The 19,616-nt window shown below is 51.5% G+C and carries 18 protein-coding genes; all 18 read left to right on the top strand.

The genetic code is table 11. The features are described from left to right. The first annotated feature begins 17 nt into the window (after nucleotides 1-17). A complete protein-coding gene (locus PHH49_04155) occupies nucleotides 18-1,427 on the top strand; it encodes a sugar transferase (GenBank protein ID MDD5488142.1) in 1,410 nt (469 codons plus the stop codon). A 2-nt stretch (nucleotides 1,428-1,429) separates the two neighbouring features. Then, nucleotides 1,430-2,662, top strand: a complete 1,233-nt coding sequence (locus PHH49_04150; protein ID MDD5488141.1) for an O-antigen ligase family protein — start codon at nucleotides 1,430-1,432, stop codon at nucleotides 2,660-2,662. Next, nucleotides 2,659-3,372 carry a glycosyltransferase family 2 protein gene (locus PHH49_04145; protein ID MDD5488140.1) on the top strand — a complete coding sequence of 238 codons (714 nt, stop codon included), beginning with the start codon at nucleotides 2,659-2,661 and terminating at the stop codon, nucleotides 3,370-3,372. The genes PHH49_04150 and PHH49_04145 overlap by 4 nt, the downstream gene beginning before the upstream one ends. Further along, the gene (locus PHH49_04140) at nucleotides 3,365-4,390 is read left to right on the top strand and encodes a glycosyltransferase family 9 protein (protein MDD5488139.1); all 1,026 of its coding nucleotides are present in this window, start codon (nucleotides 3,365-3,367) and stop codon (nucleotides 4,388-4,390) included. The genes PHH49_04145 and PHH49_04140 overlap by 8 nt, the downstream gene beginning before the upstream one ends. An 11-nt stretch (nucleotides 4,391-4,401) precedes the next feature. After that, entirely contained in the window at nucleotides 4,402-5,496 is a 1,095-nt protein-coding gene (locus tag PHH49_04135; protein MDD5488138.1) for a glycosyltransferase family 9 protein, read from the top strand. Beyond that, a complete protein-coding gene (locus tag PHH49_04130) occupies nucleotides 5,489-6,082 on the top strand; it encodes an HAD-IIIA family hydrolase (protein ID MDD5488137.1) in 594 nt (197 codons plus the stop codon). Before PHH49_04135 ends, PHH49_04130 begins: the two co-directional genes overlap by 8 nt. Further along, nucleotides 6,069-7,235 (top strand): glycosyltransferase, encoded by a 1,167-nt coding sequence (locus tag PHH49_04125; protein ID MDD5488136.1) that lies wholly within the window; start codon nucleotides 6,069-6,071, stop codon nucleotides 7,233-7,235. The genes PHH49_04130 and PHH49_04125 overlap by 14 nt, the downstream gene beginning before the upstream one ends. After that, complete coding sequence (locus PHH49_04120; protein MDD5488135.1) at nucleotides 7,228-7,908, top strand: uracil-DNA glycosylase; 681 nt, start codon at nucleotides 7,228-7,230, stop codon at nucleotides 7,906-7,908. Before PHH49_04125 ends, PHH49_04120 begins: the two co-directional genes overlap by 8 nt. A 31-nt stretch (nucleotides 7,909-7,939) precedes the next feature. Beyond that, entirely contained in the window at nucleotides 7,940-9,937 is a 1,998-nt protein-coding gene (gene priA, locus PHH49_04115; GenBank protein ID MDD5488134.1) for a primosomal protein N', read from the top strand. Nucleotides 9,938-9,965: 28 nt separating this feature from the next. Next, nucleotides 9,966-11,051 (top strand): glycosyltransferase family 9 protein, encoded by a 1,086-nt coding sequence (locus PHH49_04110; protein ID MDD5488133.1) that lies wholly within the window; start codon nucleotides 9,966-9,968, stop codon nucleotides 11,049-11,051. A 1-nt stretch (nucleotide 11,052) separates the two neighbouring features. After that, entirely contained in the window at nucleotides 11,053-11,991 is a 939-nt protein-coding gene (gene fmt, locus PHH49_04105) for a methionyl-tRNA formyltransferase (protein ID MDD5488132.1), read from the top strand. Then, a complete protein-coding gene (locus tag PHH49_04100; GenBank protein ID MDD5488131.1) occupies nucleotides 11,988-13,322 on the top strand; it encodes a glycosyltransferase family 87 protein in 1,335 nt (444 codons plus the stop codon). The genes fmt and PHH49_04100 overlap by 4 nt, the downstream gene beginning before the upstream one ends. 125 nt (nucleotides 13,323-13,447) lie before the next feature. Beyond that, nucleotides 13,448-14,446, top strand: coding sequence for a type I glyceraldehyde-3-phosphate dehydrogenase (gap, locus tag PHH49_04095; protein ID MDD5488130.1), 999 nt, complete (start codon nucleotides 13,448-13,450; stop codon nucleotides 14,444-14,446). Nucleotides 14,447-14,534: 88 nt separating this feature from the next. Continuing rightward, on the top strand, nucleotides 14,535-15,713 hold the full coding sequence (locus PHH49_04090; GenBank protein MDD5488129.1) for a phosphoglycerate kinase: 1,179 nt from the start codon (nucleotides 14,535-14,537) through the stop codon (nucleotides 15,711-15,713). Between the two features lie 45 nt (nucleotides 15,714-15,758). Next, nucleotides 15,759-16,532, top strand: a complete 774-nt coding sequence (gene tpiA, locus PHH49_04085; GenBank protein ID MDD5488128.1) for a triose-phosphate isomerase — start codon at nucleotides 15,759-15,761, stop codon at nucleotides 16,530-16,532. 14 nt (nucleotides 16,533-16,546) lie between these two features. Continuing rightward, entirely contained in the window at nucleotides 16,547-16,969 is a 423-nt protein-coding gene (gene secG, locus PHH49_04080) for a preprotein translocase subunit SecG (protein ID MDD5488127.1), read from the top strand. A 100-nt stretch (nucleotides 16,970-17,069) separates the two neighbouring features. Continuing rightward, a complete protein-coding gene (locus tag PHH49_04075; protein ID MDD5488126.1) occupies nucleotides 17,070-18,632 on the top strand; it encodes a peptide-binding protein in 1,563 nt (520 codons plus the stop codon). A 2-nt stretch (nucleotides 18,633-18,634) separates the two neighbouring features. Then, nucleotides 18,635-19,615, top strand: coding sequence for an ABC transporter permease (locus PHH49_04070; protein MDD5488125.1), 981 nt, complete (start codon nucleotides 18,635-18,637; stop codon nucleotides 19,613-19,615). Nucleotide 19,616: the final 1 nt, after the last annotated feature.

Raw genomic sequence — 19,616 nt, 5'->3', positions numbered from 1 at the left:
TACGGGTTTATGAAATGATGAGATCTGTTAAAAAGATACATGCTTTTTATGTTTTTGCGGACCTTGTGATAATGTCCGTATGCTTCTATGTGCCATATCTACTGAAATACAATCCGCCGTTCGCCGCGGATAGGGATATATACACCCCGTATCTTACCGAGTATTCGTTCGTTTTCCTGCTTTGGGCTATTTTCCTGGTGTTCTTCCTGGAACGCAAAGCGCTTTATTCCACCGACAGAACGCTTTCGATGCCTAAGGAATGGATGAACGTTTTCGAGTGTGTGTTCTTCAGCGGGATATTGATAGGGGCTGTCATATTCTTTTCGCAATACAAGTTCTTTTCAAGGGGCGTATTCCTTACGAGCAACATGGCGATCTTCCTGCTGTTGGGAGGGTGGCGTTCCATAAAGCGCCTGGTATTGAGAAGGCTCATATTGCAGGGAAGATACAATATCAATGTACTCGTGGTCGGCGCGGGGAAGACGGGGAACATGGTGCTCTCGGAAATGAGGAAAACCCCGTGGCTGGGATTAAGGACGGTAGGGTTCCTTGACGACAGGGTAGCAGGACCTGTCGCGGGCACGCCCGTTCTGGGTAAGATAATCGATCTTCCGGCCGTGGCCAAAAGGTATTTTGTCGAAGAGATAATCATCACTATCCCTTCGGAAAAAGAAACTGTCAAAGACCTTATAAGGTACGCCAGGACACACGGTATCGGTGTACGTCTCGTGCCGAACGACCTCGACGAGCCTCTTGAGATATACGAGGTCAATTTTATCGGGCTGGTACCTCTTCTAACATACAGGATGAGGGTCCCACACAAGAGCCAGTTCTTCCTGAAAAGGCTCTTCGACATAGTCGTATCGTTGTGCGCGCTTATCCTGCTCATGCCCGTGTTCGCTATCATAGCGCTCCTGGTAAAACTGGATTCCAAGGGGAATGTCATATACAGGCAGGAGAGAGTGGGACTTAAAGGGAATATTTTCCATCTTTACAAGTTCAGGTCGATGGTCCAGGGGGCTGATGGGTTAAAAGAGGACCTTATGGACAGGAACGAGGTCTCGGATGGGGTGATATTCAAGATGCGCAACGATCCCAGGGTCACACAATTCGGCGCTTTCCTGAGAAAATACAGCCTGGACGAGTTCCCGCAGCTTGTAAATGTGCTTAAAGGCGAGATGAGCCTTGTAGGGCCACGCCCGCCTACACGCGATGAAGTGGACAAATATAGTTCCAACCAGATGAAAAGGCTCTCTATCCGTCCCGGCATGACAGGGCTATCGCAAGTACGTGGTCGAAGCGAGCTCAGTTTCCGCAGATGGGTAAAATGGGATATGTGGTACATAAATAACTGGTCTTTTATGCTCGATATGAAGATACTCGTATGGACCATACCGGCCGTATTCAGGGGAAAGGGGGCGTTCTGATCATGAGAAATTCCGCAAGCATGGACGTAGTCCCCTCATACGCGCATAGACTGGCGCTGGTATCTTTTTTCGGGCTGGTCATATCCATCCCGTTCACTAACAGCGGCGTGGAAGTGTTCGCCGGACTGGCAATACTGCTATCAGTGGTCTATGCCGCTTTTATGGTGAGGCAGGACGCCGAACTCCTCAAGGCCGTTCTGCGTGACAGGATCGCGATCTTCGCCATGCTTTTTTTCATCGTGATGGGCGTATCTCTCGTTAACTGTGGTGAATATCTCGGGCAGGGAGCCAGAGCATGGATATGTAAATGGGGCGAAGGCATAGCTGTTCTTTTAGCGATGCGTTTAATACTGACGAAAAAAAAGGCGGAACAGCTGGTCATAGCCCTGGCGGTCGCGGGTGCGGTAGCGGCCATTGACGGTATAGTACAGAAAATGACGGGCACGGACTTCATAAGAGGTAACGCTATCGTAGCTGCCCGGGATTTTAAGGCCGTCAGCGGCGCCTTCGGGCACTATAACGATTACGCCGCACTACTGGCGGTCATATTATTCGTGAATGTCGGGATATTTTTGCGATATAGGAACATATGGGCCAGGGTAGCGGTTTCTTTGTCCCAGATACTTGTGGTCCTGGACCTTCTATTTACCTATTCAAGGGGCGCGTGGGTGTCGGTCGTGCTGGTGATAATGCTGTTGAGCTTTGTATTCCTGAGGACGCGACATATGTTGTTCGCGCTTTTGGCGTTCGCCGTGTTCATTTCGCTGATATCGCTGGACCCATCTATAAGCCAGAGGGTGATGTACATGACCATAAAGGGTGGGGATGCCGGACGTCTTGATATATGGAAAGCCGGATTTTTGATGGTAAAGGATTCTCCTGTTATTGGATGCGGATTGAACACTTTTACCGCCAGGTTGCAGGAACACTCCATGTATAGTAACCAGTACGCGCACAACTGTTATGTGCAGATCCTGGCCGAGACAGGTATTGCCGGATTAATATCATTCCTTGCGCTTATATGCGTTGCTATGGCCAGGGCTTTTAACGGGCTGAAAGCGCGGGCTAACGGTATATTGCTGGGCCTTTTCGGCGGGATGTCGGCTTTTCTCGCGCATTCTTTTTTTGACACCCAGCTATACACGATAAGACTTTCTATCCTGTTCTGGGCGATGATGGGACTTATAAGTGTTCTTACCAGCGCTAACGCGGAAAGACCGGGTACGACCAGATGAAAATATCCGTTATCATGCCAGTATACAACGAGAAGGATACCATACTTGAGATAATCCGGCGGGTAGAAGCGGCGGATTTCGACAAGGAGGTGATCCTGGTCGATGACGCGTCACGGGATGGGACCAGGGAAATGCTCAGGGAAAGATATGGTGAAGGAAGTGGACGGATAAAGGTGTTCTATCACGACGTGAACCAGGGGAAGGGCGCGGCTCTCAGTACCGGGATAAGACACGCATCCGGGGCATATGTCGTGGTGCAGGATGCCGACCTGGAATATTCTCCCTCGGACATCAAGGGTCTGGTTGAGGTGGCCGAAAAGGAACAAGCCCCGGCGGTATACGGTTCGCGCTTTAAAAAGACATGGAAGGTAACGTCTTTCCCGCATTTTTTCGTGAACTGGGCCCTTACGGTCATGACGAACATCATGTTCGGCGGCAGGCTCACGGATATGGAAACATGTTATAAGCTCGTGCGCTCCGATATCATGAAAGCCATGGAGATAGAATCCAAGAGGTTTGACGTAGAGCCTGAAGTCACCGCTAAACTCCTGAGGAACGGATACAGGATAATGGAAGTGGCGATATCTTATGACCGCCGTGGTTATAAGGAAGGTAAAAAAATAGGTTGGCGTGACGGGATAGCGGCCCTGAGAGCTCTTCTCAGGTATCGCTTTACGCCGCGTTCGAACCCGTGTCCCGATAATGGATAGAATAGTAATATTTCGCACAGACCGAATAGGGGAAGTGCTTCTTTCGACGGTATCTATCGATGCCGTAAAAAGAGCTGAGCCGGGCGCTTTGGTCTCGTTCGTTACCTCGGGCTATTCAAAGCCGCTTTTGGACAGCAGGTCCGACCTCCAAGAGGTGATGGTCTTTGAACCCGGCTCCCATGTGTTCAGGGAAGCGGTAAGGCTGGCGGGTATGCTGCGGAAAAGGAAGTTCGACGCGGCGATAGTGCTTAACCCGCATAAGGTGCTGCATCTCGGTTGTTTCCTGGCGGGCATACCTGTAAGGGCCGGACTCTCCCGGAAATGGGGGTTTTTGCTTACCAGGTCCACCGCCGATGAACGCGATAAGGGCCAGAAACATGAAGTTGAATATACGCTGGATATACTGGCGACCTTAGGCTTCCATAACGGGGGGAATATCTCTCCGCGTTTGGTGGCCACTGCTAGAGGTACGGCGCGTATGCTTAAGGCGCTGGAAAAGGCAGGAGGGGGGAAGGGTCCATTCGTGGCCATACATGTTTCCAGCAGTAATCCCGCGAAGGTCTGGCCGGCGGAAAAGTTCGCTCGTTTGATCAGGTCGATAAAGGATAAATTCGGCATGGATATCCTTGTGCTCGGCTCGGAAGATGAAAAGGCGTATGTCAGGGAAATAATAGAGATGTCGGGTCCCGGGGCGATCGACCTGGCCGGGGTCCTTGACCTGGATATGTTGGCGGCGTTGCTGGCGCGCGCGACTGTTTTTATAGGTAATGACGCCGGTCCCATGCATATGGCCGCGGCTTCGGGGGTGCCGGTGATCTCGATATTCCGGCAGGACCCACGTGGAGCCGGACCTAACCGGTGGCGGCCATGGGGCGAGGAGCACGTTGTGTTCCATGAAACCGTTTCCGGTGACCCGATGTGTATCGAAAGATTAGGCAATGCTTACAAGTGGGCGGCTGAGATAGGGCCAGATGAAGTATCCGATATGTGTGGTGAACTTCTTTTACGTAAAAGATAAAAAGGTTGTATATGGATGGTAAAAACAAAAAGAAAGTGTTGATCGCCAATATCTTTGGTATAGGCGATGTGCTTTTCTCTACCCCGCTGGTGGCTAACATAAAAAAGAACATGCCGGGAGTGAGCGTGGATTACCTTTGTAATAAAAGGGTAAAAGACATGGTCAAAATGGTGCCGGGGGTGGATAAGGTGATAGTGTATGAGAAGGATGATTATGTCTCCCTGTGGCAAAGGTCCAAGAAAGCTTTTTTTTCCGAGGTCGCCGGGCTTATGCGTGAAATAAAGACCGGACGTTATGATGTCGTGATAGATCTCACCATGTCGCGGAAATTCGGGTTCCTGTTCTTTTTGTCGGGTATAAAGGAGAGATTGGGACTGGATTATAGAAAAAGAGGACTGTTCCTTACCCGGAAGATCACGATAGAGGGGTTCAAGGACAAACACGTGACCGAACACTACCTGGATATACTTGGGCTTATGGGGATAACGCCTTCGGAGAATGTAACGCGGATCGTTCCTGATGAAGAAGCGCTCAAGGGCGCGGAGGAATATCTTGTTGAAAAGGGCCGGGGAAAAGGGCCGCTCGTAGCCGTTATTCCCGGAGGCGGGGCCAGCTGGGGGGCCCAGGCGGCAAGGAAACGCTGGCCGCCTAAGGAGTTCGCGATCGTCGCCGATATGCTGGCCGCGGAAGGGTGCGATATCATCATCCTGGGTGACAGGGCGGAGGCCGGATTATGTTTTTATCTTGCCGGTCTGATGAGGTCCATTCCTTTAGCCGTGGACAACGCGCTGGAGCTCAGGGACTACGCGTCCCTTCTGGCCAGTTGTGATCTGGTGCTATGCAACGACGGAGGGCCTCTCCATATGGCGGTGGCGGCGGGTACGGCTACGGTGTCCATATTCGGGCCCGTGGACGAGAAAATATATGGCCCATTCCCGCAAAGCGGGCATCATAAGGTCATGACCGCGCGCAACGTGGATTGCCGGCCCTGCTATAAGAATTTCCGGTTGCCGGAATGTGTTTCCGGGCAGGAATGTCTTTTAGCGTTGGAGCCGGGGGATGTTTTTGACGCGTGCATGAGCCTGATAAAGGGAAAAAATGCTTAAGAAATTCGTTTTTATAGACAGGGACGGGGTTATAAACCGCGACCCTGGAGGCTGGACAAAACGCGGGTATGTGACCAGGTGGGATGAGTTCGATGTTCTGCCGGGGGTCCTTGAAGCTATGAGGATGCTGGCGGAGGCCGGATACGGGGCGGTGATCGTATCCAACCAGCAGGGGGTGGGAAAAGGATACATGACGAAGAGGGACCTCCTCGCGGTCTCGGAGAAGATGTCGGAGGTCATTCGTGCTTCCGGAGGAACGATTGACGGGATATATTATTGTACCCATTTGAAAGAGGAGAATTGTTCCTGCCGTAAACCGAAGAGTGGTCTTTTCGTTCAGGCCGAAAAGGACCTGGATATTGGTGATATTAGCGGTATGTTCTATATAGGAGATACTGAGAGGGATATACAGGCTGGAAGGGCTGCCGGTATGCGTACTATACTTGTCCTTTCCGGCAAGTCAGTGCGCGGTGATATAGACGCGTGGAAATACAAGCCGGACCATATCTGCGCTGATCTTTTGGCGGCCGTGAAATTCATATTGAACGATAGTAAGATAGCCGGGGGGACTCATGGGACAGAATAAAAAAATAGTCGTTCTTTATTCGACCGCGGGACTGGGGCACAAGAAGGCGGCGCTTGCTCTTGTGGACGCCTTCAAGGAAAGGATACCGACGGAAAATATCGATCTGATAGACGTTAACGACTATGCCAACAAGCTGTACAGGTTCCTTTATCTTGACGCGTATGTTTTTATGATGTCCCGGGCTAAATGGCTGTGGGGCATATTGTACTATTTCTCCAACTTGCCGTTCGTTGACCTTATAACGAAAAAACTCAGGAACATGCTTGATTACAAAAGCCTTCCGGGTCTCGCTTCCGCGCTCAAGAAGAAAGATCCCGATGTGATAGTTTCCACACATTTTCTCCTTCCCAGCATAGCCGGTCTTTTGCGCAAGTCCGGGCTGAACAGCCAGATGTTCGTGGTGGTAACGGATTACGGCCCGCATAGTTATTGGTTATCCCCGGATATAGACGTGTTTTTCGTGGGGGCGGTCTCCGCGGGAGAGGAGATGGTCAAACGCGGTGTGGACAGGGCCCGGATATTCTCTACCGGGATACCGACAGAAGGTGTGTTCGACCGGGATCTTGACAAAGCCGCCATAAGCGCGGATAGCGGGCTTGACCAGGAACGCAGGACCATATTCCTCATGAGCGGGGGTTTTGGCGTGGGGCCTATGGTCGAAATGCTTATGGAACTTAATCGGTGCAAGGCCGATATCCAGGTAATAGCGGTATGTGGGCATAATAAAGCGGCCTTTGATAACATAAACAGGATAAGACACAGCCTGCAATATCCTCTTAAACTTTTCGGGTTCACGGACAAAGTGGCTGAACTCATGGCCGTGTCGGATATAATGATAACCAAGGCTGGGGGGATAAGTGTCACGGAAGCGCTCAATTCGAGACTTCCGATGATACTTTTCGGGTCGATCCCGGGGCAGGAGACATGGAACGAGGCGTTCCTGGTCTCGGGAGGCGCGGCGGAAAAGGCCCATAGGATAAAAGATATCCCGGAGCTGGCGAACAGGATGTTGCTTTCCATGGATGTCTACGACGCGCATAAAGCGGCGCTGGAGTCGTTAAGGCGTCCGAACGCCGCGAAAAAGATAGCTGATATCGTACTGAGCTGGGGGAAGGAAAGCCCTTATAATAAAGGAGGATCGGATAATGGCTAAAAAGAAAGGCATAGACGAGCTCTTGAACGGTATTGAGCAGCGTATCGAAGCCGAGAGCCTGGCCGGCGTGAATGAATTATTGTCCATTGGGCTTGAAAAAGAGGTTATCGGGTTGAACGGCCTTACTGAAAAGGTCGCATCATGCGTAAAATGTCATCTGGAAGCCATGCGTAGGAATACCGTGTTCGGCGAAGGATCGGAAACGGCGGAATTGATGTTCATAGGTGAGGCGCCCGGCGCCGATGAGGATGAACAGGGCCGGCCTTTCGTAGGGCGCGCCGGACAACTCCTAACTAAGATAATAGGATCCATAGGGCTGAAAAGAGAGGATGTTTATATAGCCAACATATTGAAATGCCGGCCGCCCGGGAACAGGAACCCCATGCCCACGGAGATCGCTACCTGCAGCCCTTATCTGGTGAAACAGATACAGATCATAAAGCCCCGGGTCATATGTGCTTTGGGAAAGTTCTCGGCGCAGACGTTGTTGAATACTGATATGCCCATAAGCAAGTTAAGGGGCAAGTTCTACTATTATAAAGGTATAAAACTTATGCCTACCTACCATCCGGCGTATTTATTGCGCAATTCCCATGGAAAAAAGGACGTATGGGAAGACATGAAAATGATCGCTAAAGAACTGGGGCTTGTCGTTCCAGACCAGAAAAAGTGATCCGTACCGTTATTATGTGCCAGGAAGAAAAATGCCCATGCCAGGATATGTTGAGGTCGTAATAAAGCTTCCGTTGGATCGGACGTTCCAATACAAGATCACCGGGAAAGAAAGTTTTCCGCCGGAATTAGGCAAAAGGGTGAAGGTGCCGTTCCGGAACTACCAGAAGACGGGATATATCGTAGCGTTGGAAGATGCCCCGCAGGTGGAATCACCTCGGGAGGTGATCGATGTGATAGACGAACAGCCCGTGTTGTCCCGCGAACTTATAGCGCTCGCGGGATGGATAAGGGATAATTATTTTTGTTCCATGGGCGAAGCCATAGAGGCTATGCTGCCGGGCACGATAAGGCGCGGCAAGATGACCATGCGTTCACGGATAAAAGAGGAACCACGGGATGTGGCGTCCTCCCGGCCCCACACGCCGAATACTGAACAGGCCAGTGTGCTTCGGGAAATAAGGAAGTGCCTGGCTAAAGGGGCCCACGAGGTGTTCCTCCTGCATGGTATCACGGGAAGCGGCAAGACCGAAATATATCTTCAGGCTATGGAGGATGTATTGTCGATGGGAAAGAGCGGGGTCATGCTCGTCCCGGAGATATCACTTACTCCTCAGACGGTAGAACGTTTCGTTTCCAGGTTCGGGGACAAAGTGGCGGTCCTCCACTCCCGCATGCTTGAAAGCGCGCGTTTCGAGGAATGGGAGAGAATAAAAAAAGGAGAGGCGAGAGTAGTGGTGGGCCCACGTTCCGCTATTTTCAGCCCCATAAAAGACCCGGGACTTTTCATCGTGGATGAGGAACATGAACCCAGCTATAAACAGGAGGACGCTCCCAGGTATCATGCCAGGGATGTCGCGATAGAGAGAGGCCGGCTTTCAGGGGCCCCGGTCATATTGGGCAGCGCTACTCCGTCGCTGGAATCGTACTATATGGCGATGAACGGGAAATGCAAGCTTGTTGAGCTTACCCAGCGCATAAAAGAGCAGGAGCTCCCTCGCATAAAGATAGTGGATATGAGGATGGATTTCGATACGCGTGTGGGGAAGACGGTGATATCAAAGGTGATGTCGGACGTCCTGCAGAAAGACGTACATGACAGGAAGCAGGCGCTTATATTCCTTAATAGAAGGGGTTTTTCTACTTTTGTGCTGTGTCCCGGTTGTGGAGGATCCGTAAAATGCAGAAAGTGCGATTCCCCTATGGTGTACCACGCGGAAAAGGGTGAGCTGATATGTCATTATTGCAATACCCGCATAGTGCCGCCGACTAAATGTCCTTCCTGCGGGAAGGATGAGCTTTCTTACAAGGGTACCGGTACGCAAAAGGTCGAAAAGGAGCTGCGCAGGATAATACCGGAGGCGCGGATAGCGCGTATGGATAGCGATACGATGGCCAAAAGAGGAGCACATGACAGGCTTCTTGGTGATTTCAAGGAACACAAGATCGACGTTATAGTCGGGACGCAGATGATCGCCAAGGGGCTGGATTTCCCCAAGGTGACCATGGTAGGAGTTGTGTCCGCCGACGCTAACCTTAATCTCCCGGATTTCAGGTCGGGAGAAAGGACGTTCGATCTTATTACCCAGGTGGCTGGCCGCGCGGGCAGAGGCGACATGGGGGGTGAGGTCGTAGTGCAGACGTTCACGCCCGAGCATTACGCGATAGCTTTCTCGGCTAAACATGATTACCATGGTTTCTACGCGCGGGAAATGGAGTCTAGGCGGGAGCTTATGCTGCCGCCGGTAGTACATATCGCCAAGATCATGGTAAGGGCCCGGAAAGAGGAAAAAGCCGAAAAAGCCGCGGGAGACATAAGCTGCATGATAAGGCGTAAGATGCCGGATGTTGATATGCTGGGGCCCGCTCCGGCGCCTATGCTGAAGCTCAGGGGCTATTACAGGTGGAATATTCTTTTGCGTGGGGAGAGCAGGGAGGACCTTACGCGAAAATTGAGGGAAGTGTTCGCGGGTACGAGAAAAAAGACGGATGTGATCGTAAGCGTTGATATCGATCCCATGTCATTGTAAAGAACGCGTATCGGGAGAAGAACGGGATATGGCTGAACGAGTACTTGTGACAAAGATTGGTAATATAGGTGACGTCCTTATGGTGACGCCAATGATACGTAAGATCAAGAACGTTATCCCCGGGGTTGTCATAGATGTGCTTACCATCACCGGGTCTATGTTCGTTCTTAACGGTAACCCGTATGTGAATGAAATATGTGAATACAGGAAATTCCATAAGATCGAAAAGTGGTTCAGGCGGCCGATCCTTGCCCGCTCACTGGCGGGAAGGCCGTATACGCGTTGTTTTATGCTGGATACGAACAAGGAACACAGGTCATTTGTCGTAGGTATAGCGGGTAAGTCTTCCAGAAAATACGGTTTTCTCGGGCATGTGTTCGATGAGGTCCTGTACGACGGCATAAAAAAAGATACGGGCAGGCATCTTATAGAGAACAACCTGCGTCTTGTCGAAAAGGCCTTAGGTTGCGGGATCACCGAAGAGGACCACAAGATGGACCTTTTTGTGCCTGAGGAGGTACGGTCACGCCTGTCGGGTATATTGGGGGCGTATGATACCCAGCCCGGGGAATATTTTATCATACATCCGGGATGTACGGAGTTCTTGCCGTACCGTGGATGGGCGCACGACAGGTATGTGTCTGTTATTGACCATCTGACCTCCGTAGGGCGTAAGGTGGTGATCACAGGCCGGGAGAACGAAAGGGATGAGATAGACAAGATGGTAAAGATGTGTCTTAGGCGGGAAATGGTCGGCAAAGCCGTAGGCCGGCCGATCTTTGAGGTCATAGCCATGATCGGGAGCTCTTGCGGTGTTCTGTGCGCGGACACGGGAGTGGCGCATTTCGCGAGAGCGCTTGGCGTTCCCCTGACGGTCCTTTTCGGTCCGTCCAATCCGTTGTTTACGGGTCCCATAGGCCCCGGGGTCTATAATATGATAAGAAAGGGCCATGATTGTGGTCCATGCCATGATAATGAGGGATTTGACGAGGATATGCGGCGGTTATGCTCGGGAAAGAACCCGGTGCCATGTATGGACAGCATAAGTGTGGAAGAGGTGATCTCGTCGGTGGATGGTCTGCTCACGGCGTTCACCCCGAAAAAGGAAGCGTGATATGAAGATAATATTCTTCGGTACCGGAAGTTATAGTATAGTTTCGCTTAAAAGGATAGTTACGACCTCCCATGAGCTGGTGGCCGTTGTTACGCAACCGGATAAAAAAAAGGGCCGGGGATGGAACATGGAACCGTCACCGGTCAAGGCTGTGGCCGGTAAGATATTGCCTGGTATGGACGTGTTCCAGCCGGAAAAAGTGTCAGACCCCGCGTTTATTGATACCCTGAGGACCCTGGAGGCGGATGTTTTCGTCGTGGTCGATTACGGGCAGATACTCACAAGCGGTATTCTGTCCCTTCCTGGTAAATATTGCGTTAATCTGCATCCTTCGCTCCTCCCGAGGCACAGGGGAGCCTCGCCTGTGAACTATACCATATTAAAAGGAGACCCCATATCCGGTAATACCGTTATCCGTATGAACGAGCGCATGGATGCCGGGGATATCATTCTGCAGTCATGCTTGGAGATACGGCCGGGAGAGAACGCCGGGGAGCTTTTGACGCGACTTTCTACGAGCGGGGCGGAGCTTCTTGTCAGTGCCCTGGACAAGATAGCCGCGGGGACCGAACAGATGTCCCCGCAGGACGACGCAAAAGTAACATACGCCCCCAGGTTGAAAAGGGCGGATGGCGAAATAGACTGGACCAGGAGCGCCGAAGAGATCTGCCGCATGGTAAGGGCTTTCTACCCGTGGCCCGGCACGTATACATATATGAATGGAAGGACCCTTAAAATACTCGAGGCCCGGGAGTGTGGTGATATGCCTCCCGGTCCGGCAGGGAAGCTTATAGTCGGGGACGAGCTCATCGTTAACACGTCCCAGGGTGGAGTGAGGATAGGCAGTGTCCAGCTGGAGGGCAAAAAGCCCATGGACGCGGTATCGTTCATGCGTGGGTTGCGGGACGCCGAAGACGTGATATTAGGCGGGAAAAAGTGAAAGTAAGGATCACTAAAAAAGTATTTGTGGTGCTGGTGGTATGCGTATTGGTGGGGTTTGGCGTATATCACGATATGAGGACCGTATCCGGGTCTAATGACCTGGATACATATTATACCGCCGGCAAATTTATGCGCGAAGGCGTTACTGTCTACAGGGCTGAGGTGTTCAGCACTACCGTTTCCCCGTATCTTTACCTGCCGCTGTTCGCCATACTGGTATCGCCGCTTACGCTTTTATCCTTAAGGGTCGCGTCACTGGTCTGGTATCTACTGGGTCTTTCATTTTTTATTATGTCTTTTCTTATTACCGTACGTCTGGTCTCCGGTACGTTCGACTGGCGAGGTATTTTTTCGCGCCGGAGCCTTATCCTGAACATAATATCCGTTCTGTTCATATTCAGCGCGCTTTTGGATAACATATCCCTGGCACAGGTGGATTTCATGATATATTTCCTGATAGTGCTTTCCCTTTACGCGCATGAAAAACACCGGGATCTCTGGGCGGGCATCATCATCGCCGCTGCCGGCGTGATAAAGATATATCCATTGTTCCTCCTGCTGTATTTTACGTTCAAGGGGAAGGTAAGGATAATAGCCGGCGCGCTTATCGGTATTTTTCTCTTTGTGTTCGCGGTCCCTGTCGCTTGCATGGGGGTGGACAGGTTCCGCTCGGAGATGGGGGACTGGGCCCGGATGAAAATGGCCCCATACGCGAGGCCACCCGCGAAAAGACTGGAAGATAATTATACGCATTTCGAGTCATTGTGCAAGCTGAGCAACCAGTCGCTTTCGGCCGTGTTGGCCCGGTATCTTACCGATTATTATTACGACCCGAAAGCCGATATAGAGGATATAGATGAATGGGTGGGGAACAACATAAAGCATAAGATACCGTTCCCGGTCAAGCTTCCACCTTATCAGGTCGAGGTCGCTACAAAGTTCATATCACTGATGATCCTGCTGGTATCTTTCAGCGCGGTCGTGATGGGCAGGAAGCGTTCCAGCAGGGAAAGCACATCGGTTGAGTATGCTGTCATGCTTTTATGCATGATATTGCTTTTTCCTGTGGTGCAGACGCATCTCCTGGCCTCGATGGTATTTCCCGTGTTGGCATTCAACACCGTCCGGGGTAAGATGCCGGAAAAGGTAGAACGTGTTGCCGATATCGTATTTATTATAGCCTTTCTGCTCTATGCTCTGCAAGCAGACCGATTTATGAAGAGCCTGGGGTCCGGCGCGATGTCGGTCCTTGTAATGTGGGTCCTTTTCGTTTTTCTATCTCTGCGGGGGGTTGGTCCGGGTCTTTCCGCCGAAGAACCTCCTGCCTGATCGGGAGGGGGCACTTTTTCCCGGATCACGCCAAAAAGATGTTGAAGAAATAGCGATAAGAGGATATAATACCCATTCAAAATTAAAGAGGTCCTTTTCTTAATATCAATATCAAGGAGGAAAAAATGGCAGTAAAAGTAGGTATCAATGGGTTTGGTAGGATAGGCAGAATGGTCTTCAGGATAATGCAGGAACGCGGCGGGTTCGATGTCGTAGCGATAAACGACCTTACGGACGCCAAAACGCTCGCGCACCTCTTGAAGTATGATTCCGTCCACGGCAAGTTCAAGGGAACGGTCGAGGCGAAAGAGAAATCCATAGTGGTTAACGGCAAGGAAATAGAGATACTCAGCATTAAGAACCCCGCCGAGCTTCCGTGGGGAGCCAGGGGCGTACAGGTAGTTGTCGAGTCCACTGGTGTATTCCGGGCCAAGGAACAGCTTGACCTGCATATCAAGGCGGGCGCCAAGAAGGTGCTCTTGACAGTACCGTCAAAGGACCAGATAGACAACACTATAGTGCTTGGGGTGAATGACGCCGATCTCAAGGCCGAGGACAAGATAGTATCCAACGCGTCATGTACGACCAATTGTCTCGCCCCGATGGTGAAAGTGCTCCATAAGACCTTTGGTATCAAGAGGGGGCTTATGACCACTGTGCACGCGTACACCAATGACCAGAGCATATTGGACCTGCCCCACAAGGATCTCAGGAGAGCGCGCGCGGCATGTGAAAGTATCATACCGACCACTACCGGCGCGGCTAAGGCGGTAGGGGTGGTAATGCCGGAACTTAAGGGCAAGCTTAACGGCGGAGCCATGAGAGTTCCCGTAAAAGACGGTTCCGTAGTGGACCTGGTGGTCGAGCTTGAAAAGAACGCTACCGTGGAAGAAGTGAACGCCGCTATGAAAAAAGCGGCCGAAGGCGAGCTGAAGGGTATATTGGAATATACGACGGACCCGATAGTGTCATTTGATATAATCGGTAACCCGCATTCCTGTATATTTGACGCGCTTTCGACCATGACGATGGGTGACAACCTGTTGAAGGTCATAGGTTGGTACGATAACGAATGGGGTTACTCCAACCGGGTCGTGGATCTGGTCGCAAAACTCGCGAAGTGATATTGCTGATTGTTAGTTCTTCGGGATATATTGAGGACGGACCTTCCGGTGGGAGGTGCCCGTCCTCAATAACATATGGAGGTATGTAATGAAAAAGACGCTCACGGATGTCGAGATAAAGGGTAAAAGGGTTCTTATGCGTGCCGATTTCAATGTTCCCTTGGATGACAAGAGGAACATAACCGATGACAGCAGGATAAAGGCTGCCATGCCTTCGATCGAGTACATCCTGAAAGAAGGCGGTAAACTGGTGCTTATGAGCCATCTCGGCAGACCTAAGGGCGAGGTCAAACCGGAATTCTCTCTTGACCCGGTTGCCGCCAGATTGTCCGAGCTTCTCGGCAAGACGGTGAAAAAACTGAACGATTGTGTCGGGGACGAGGTTCTTAGGACGGTCAATGCCATGAATGAAGGGGATGTTGTCCTCCTGGAGAACCTGAGGTTCCATAAAGAGGAGACCAAGAACGACCCGGAATTCTCAAAGCAACTGGCTTCCCTGGGGGATGTGTTCGTTAATGACGCTTTTGGCACGTGTCATAGGGCACATTCGTCAACCGCGGGTGTAGCTGAATTTCTTCCGGCGGTGGCGGGTTTCCTCGTACAGAAAGAGATAGAATATTTCGAAAAGGTCACCAAACATCCGGAGAAGCCTTTCTGCCTGATACTTGGCGGGGCGAAAGTGGCGGATAAGATCCCGGTCATCGAGAACATGCTTGATAAGGTTGAATACCTGCTTATCGGTGGGGCTATGGCCTATACATTCCTCAGATCAAGACTTAAGGGGATCGGGGCCTCAAGGGTGGAGAACGACATGGTCGATACCGTGAACAAGATATTCGAGAAAGCCAGCCAGAAAAAGGTGAGCATCTTCCTGCCCCAGGACCATGTGGTCGCGCAGGAAGTGAGCGAGACGGCGAAAAGGAAGACCGTAAAGGAACATATCCCGGATGGGTGGATAGGCTTGGACATAGGGCCTGATACCATCAAGAAGTATAAATCCGTGCTTAAGGATTCAAAGACCATAGTATGGAACGGGCCTATGGGGCTCTTTGAGATGAAACCCTTCATGAAGGGGACGAAAGAACTGGCGACATTCATCGCCGGCTTGGACGCGACCACCGTTATCGGGGGCGGGGATACCGCCGCGGCCGTGAACGCCCTCAAGCTGGGGAATAAGATGTCGCATATGTCGACCGGCGGAGGCGCCTCTCTGGAGTATCTTGAAGGCAAGGAATTGCCGGGGATAGCGGTACTCCAGGACAAGTGATCCCCGTAGGATAAGGGAATATTCTCTAAAAGTGAAAGGAAGGACATGCGCAAACCGATAATAGCCGGTAACTGGAAGATGTATAAAGATGTCAACGAGGCCGTTGAGCTGGCGAACGCTATAAAGCGAGGGGCCTACGACGTGGATAATGTGGAAATGGTGGTTTGCCCGCCTTCCGTTGACCTGGGAGAAGTAGGGGAAATGCTGAGTGATAGCAATGTAGGTGTCGGGGGACAGAATTGTTATTGGGAAAAAGAAGGCGCGTTCACCGGTGAGGTGTCCGTTCATATGCTGAAGAGTGTCGGATGTAAATACGTGATAATCGGGCATTCCGAGAGGCGTAAATATTTCGGGGAAACGGACGAGACGGTTAACCTGAAGGTCAAGTCCGCCATAGATGGCGGGCTTATCCCGATAATGTGTGTAGGCGAGACCCTGGAGGAAAGAGAGGCCGGCAAGACCATGGAAGTGGTCCGGACCCAGGTCACTGGAGGGCTGAAAGGTTTCAGTGAAGCTTACATAGATACTTTGATAATCGCGTACGAGCCCGTGTGGGCTATCGGTACGGGGAGAACGGCGACTCCGGAACAGGCACAGGAAGTTCACGCCATGATACGCTGTTTATTGTCCGAGATGTATTCCGAGGCTCTTTCGGACAGCATACGGGTGCTTTACGGTGGCAGCGTAAAACCGGATAATGTTGAGAAACTCATGCAGGAAAAGGATATAGACGGCGGGCTCATAGGTGGGGCAAGCCTGAAAGCGGAGAGCTTCCTCGATATGGTAAAGACCACATCGAAACTGTATTCTCAAAAATAAAGGAAAAGGTTGATATGTTCATACTGCTGGTTATTGTCCATGTTATAGTATGTATAGTGCTCATAGCCACGATCTTGCTGCAGGCGGGACGCGGCGGTGGACTTACGGAAGCATTAGGCGGAGGGGAGATGGCACAGTCCATTCTTGGGACCCAGGCACCCGAAATGCTTAAGAAGGCTACGGAAGTGTGCGCTATTCTTTTCATCATTACGTCGCTGGCGCTTGGTATGGTCACCGCGCGTAGTGGAAAGTCGCTTTTTGACACGGCGCGTGTGGATCGGACGGTAATGCCGGTGTCCACGGAAGTGCCCGCGGGCGACGACTCTGCCGGGCAAAAGGCCCAGGAGGCCGCGACGGAGGTTGTCACGACCGTTCAGGAGCAGTCGGGCGGATACGAGGAAGGTATGCCGGCCGAGAGCAATGTTGAGGTCAAATAGGGGATCCAACCGCTATTTTTATGTGAGAGGTCACTTGAAGAACTGTGTTTTGCTAAAAGGACCGTTATCCCTTGCAGGGGTAACGGTCTTTTTTTTATTGATGTTACCGTTCTTTTATGCCGATGCCGCGACTGCTTCACGTACACCGCGGGATGCTTATGTTTCGGCAGGCACGGGGGACGCGCGCATACTGATCCCTTTTCTGGCGGACGATGTGGCGTCCAGCTCGATATGCGGTATGGTATATAACGGCCTGACAAAGGTCGATAAGGACCTTACGGTAGTCCCGGACCTGGCGGAGAGCTGGGTGGTGTCGGCGGACGGTCTTTCCATAACATTCAAGTTGCGTGATGGCGTGAAATGGCACGATGGCAGGCCTTTTTCGGCGAATGACGTCAAGTTCACGTTCGAGACCATCTTGGACCCCGCGACAGGGTGCCCTTATACGGGAGCATACAAGGATATAAAGAGCATAAAAGTGGAAGATAGCCGTACCATAACGTTCGAGTATGCCGCTCCATACGCTCCAGCGTTACTTAAACTGGGTATGGGGATAATCCCCGAGCATATATTTTCCGAAGTGGGCGATATGAGGTCATCGCCCCATGCCAGGGACCCTATAGGGACAGGACCGTACAAGTTCATCAGGTGGAGGACGGGCGAGTATATATTACTCGAGGCTAATACGGAATACTTCGGGGGATGCCCCGGGATAAAAAGATATGTCTACAGGATAATACCGGATGAATCGGTACAGTTCCTTGAGCTGATCACCGAAAGTATAGATTCCATGGACCTCAACCCTTATCAGTACGTATACCGCTCTGGCGGTGATAGTTTCAAACGGAGGATCAATAAATATAAATATCTGGCCCATGCATACACGTATGTCGGATATAATCTCAGGGATCCCCTCTTTTCTGACAGGAACGTACGTATCGCCCTGAGTCTTGCCATAAACCGCGGGAATATCATCGATTCGGTCCTCCTGGGCCAGGGTGAGCGTTGTGACGGGCCCTTCATCAAGGGCACCGCGTATTATGACGATAACGTGGAGGAATATGTATACGACCCGGATAAAGCTAAGCGTTTGCTCATGAATGCCGGGTGGGCGGATGTGGACAACGATGGTGTGCTTGAAAAGGACGGCATGGAGTTCCATGTAAGACTTATCACAAATCAGGGCAACCAGGTACGTGAGGATGTGGCTACCATGATACAGTCGGATTGGGCCGCTATAGGGATAAAGACCGATATACAGGTGGTGGCCTGGGCGGCATTCCTGGACCAGTTCGTGAAGGGCGGCAAGTTCCAGGCGGTGCTTTTAGGCTGGACCCTCCCCGCGGACCCGGACCCTTACGCGGTATGGCATTCATCATCGGCTGGAGAGAACGGGCTTAACCTGATATCATACTCCGATCCGGAGGTGGATAGGTTGATAGAAGAGGGCAGGAGGGAGTTCGACCCGGCCAGAAGAGGGGAGATATACCGGGCCATACATTCCCGTATACACGATGCCGCGCCGTATACTTTCCTTTTTTATCCTTACGCTGAACCTGCCATCAACTCCAGGTTCAACGGGATACGTCCGGAACCCGCGGGAATAAGTTATAATTTCGTGGAGTGGTATGTGGATGATAACAAAGTGAAATACGCGTTCTGATCATGGGAAAATATTTGCTCAAAAGATGTCTAATGATAGTGCCTATGCTCTTAGGCATATCATTCATACTGTTCATCGTTATGCATGTGGCCCCCGGAGATCCCGCCAGCATAAGATACGGGCTTAACCCGGAGATATCCGGGGAAGCCAGGGATGATTTCAACAGGATGTTCGATCTTGATAAGCCTGTTCTTGAGCAATATGTATTATGGATGAAGCGGTTCGTTCTTTTTGATTTCGGGGGATCGCTTATTGATGGACGTCCGGTAAAGGAGAAGATAGCCGAAAGGATACCGGCGACACTACTCCTCCAGTTCACGAGCCTTGTCATCATCTTTCTGATAGCCGTGCCTGTAGGGGTGATAAGCGCGGTCCGTAAAGGCGGTGGGTTCGACCGGACGGCCACTCTACTGATGTTCATCGGTTATGCCATGCCCACGTTCTGGCTCGCGCTCATACTTATCCTTTTTTTCGGAGTGGACCTCAGGTGGTTCCCGATATCCGGTATGACCCCATGGTACGCCGAGTATCTTGGTGGTGCCGCCCGTTTAAGGGACCTTGTCTGGCATATGGTGCTTCCCGTGACCGCCACGGCTTTCGGTTCGCTGGCCTCACTTTCCAGGTACACCCGGGCCAGCGTTATAGAGGTCATGCGGGAGCCGTATATCCTGGCGGCCAGGGCAAAGGGACTCAGTGAGAACCGGGTCATTTTCGTGCACGCCTTAAGGAACGCGCTCTTACCTGTGATAACCGTGATGGGACTAACACTGCCGGCGCTTGTTTCCGGGAGCTTTATATTCGAATCCATATTCGCGTGGCCCGGGATGGGGAGGCTGGGGTACGAGGCGATAATGAACTACGATTATCCTGTGATAATGGGGGTAGGCGTACTTTCCACTTTTCTTACGCTCGTGGGTATATTCCTTGCGGATATCCTTTACGCGGTCGCCGACCCGCGCATAAGGTTCGGGAGGAGGGATTGAC

This window comes from Candidatus Omnitrophota bacterium, from assembly GCA_028715965.1.
Taxonomy (GTDB): Bacteria; Omnitrophota; Gorgyraeia; order Tantalellales; family Tantalellaceae; genus JAQUQS01.
The sequence above is the reverse complement of the archived record's forward strand: the minus strand, read 5'-3'. Positions and strand labels throughout refer to the sequence as shown.

Excerpts from the sequence above, each read along its gene's own strand:
- PHH49_04075 (MDD5488126.1), top strand. The coding sequence starts at position 17,070 with ATGTTACCGTTCTTTTATGCCGATGCCGCGACTGCTTCACGTACACCG.
- PHH49_04135 (MDD5488138.1), top strand. The coding sequence starts at position 4,402 with ATGGATGGTAAAAACAAAAAGAAAGTGTTGATCGCCAATATCTTTGGT.
- PHH49_04130 (MDD5488137.1), top strand. The coding sequence starts at position 5,489 with ATGCTTAAGAAATTCGTTTTTATAGACAGGGACGGGGTTATAAACCGC.
- PHH49_04145 (MDD5488140.1), top strand. The coding sequence starts at position 2,659 with ATGAAAATATCCGTTATCATGCCAGTATACAACGAGAAGGATACCATA.
- PHH49_04070 (MDD5488125.1), top strand. The coding sequence starts at position 18,635 with ATGGGAAAATATTTGCTCAAAAGATGTCTAATGATAGTGCCTATGCTC.
- PHH49_04110 (MDD5488133.1), top strand. The coding sequence starts at position 9,966 with ATGGCTGAACGAGTACTTGTGACAAAGATTGGTAATATAGGTGACGTC.
- PHH49_04120 (MDD5488135.1), top strand. The coding sequence starts at position 7,228 with ATGGCTAAAAAGAAAGGCATAGACGAGCTCTTGAACGGTATTGAGCAG.
- secG (MDD5488127.1), top strand. The coding sequence starts at position 16,547 with ATGTTCATACTGCTGGTTATTGTCCATGTTATAGTATGTATAGTGCTC.
- priA (MDD5488134.1), top strand. The coding sequence starts at position 7,940 with ATGCCCATGCCAGGATATGTTGAGGTCGTAATAAAGCTTCCGTTGGAT.
- tpiA (MDD5488128.1), top strand. The coding sequence starts at position 15,759 with ATGCGCAAACCGATAATAGCCGGTAACTGGAAGATGTATAAAGATGTC.
- PHH49_04155 (MDD5488142.1), top strand. The coding sequence starts at position 18 with ATGAGATCTGTTAAAAAGATACATGCTTTTTATGTTTTTGCGGACCTT.
- PHH49_04090 (MDD5488129.1), top strand. The coding sequence starts at position 14,535 with ATGAAAAAGACGCTCACGGATGTCGAGATAAAGGGTAAAAGGGTTCTT.
- fmt (MDD5488132.1), top strand. The coding sequence starts at position 11,053 with ATGAAGATAATATTCTTCGGTACCGGAAGTTATAGTATAGTTTCGCTT.
- PHH49_04140 (MDD5488139.1), top strand. The coding sequence starts at position 3,365 with ATGGATAGAATAGTAATATTTCGCACAGACCGAATAGGGGAAGTGCTT.
- PHH49_04125 (MDD5488136.1), top strand. The coding sequence starts at position 6,069 with ATGGGACAGAATAAAAAAATAGTCGTTCTTTATTCGACCGCGGGACTG.
- PHH49_04150 (MDD5488141.1), top strand. The coding sequence starts at position 1,430 with ATGAGAAATTCCGCAAGCATGGACGTAGTCCCCTCATACGCGCATAGA.
- gap (MDD5488130.1), top strand. The coding sequence starts at position 13,448 with ATGGCAGTAAAAGTAGGTATCAATGGGTTTGGTAGGATAGGCAGAATG.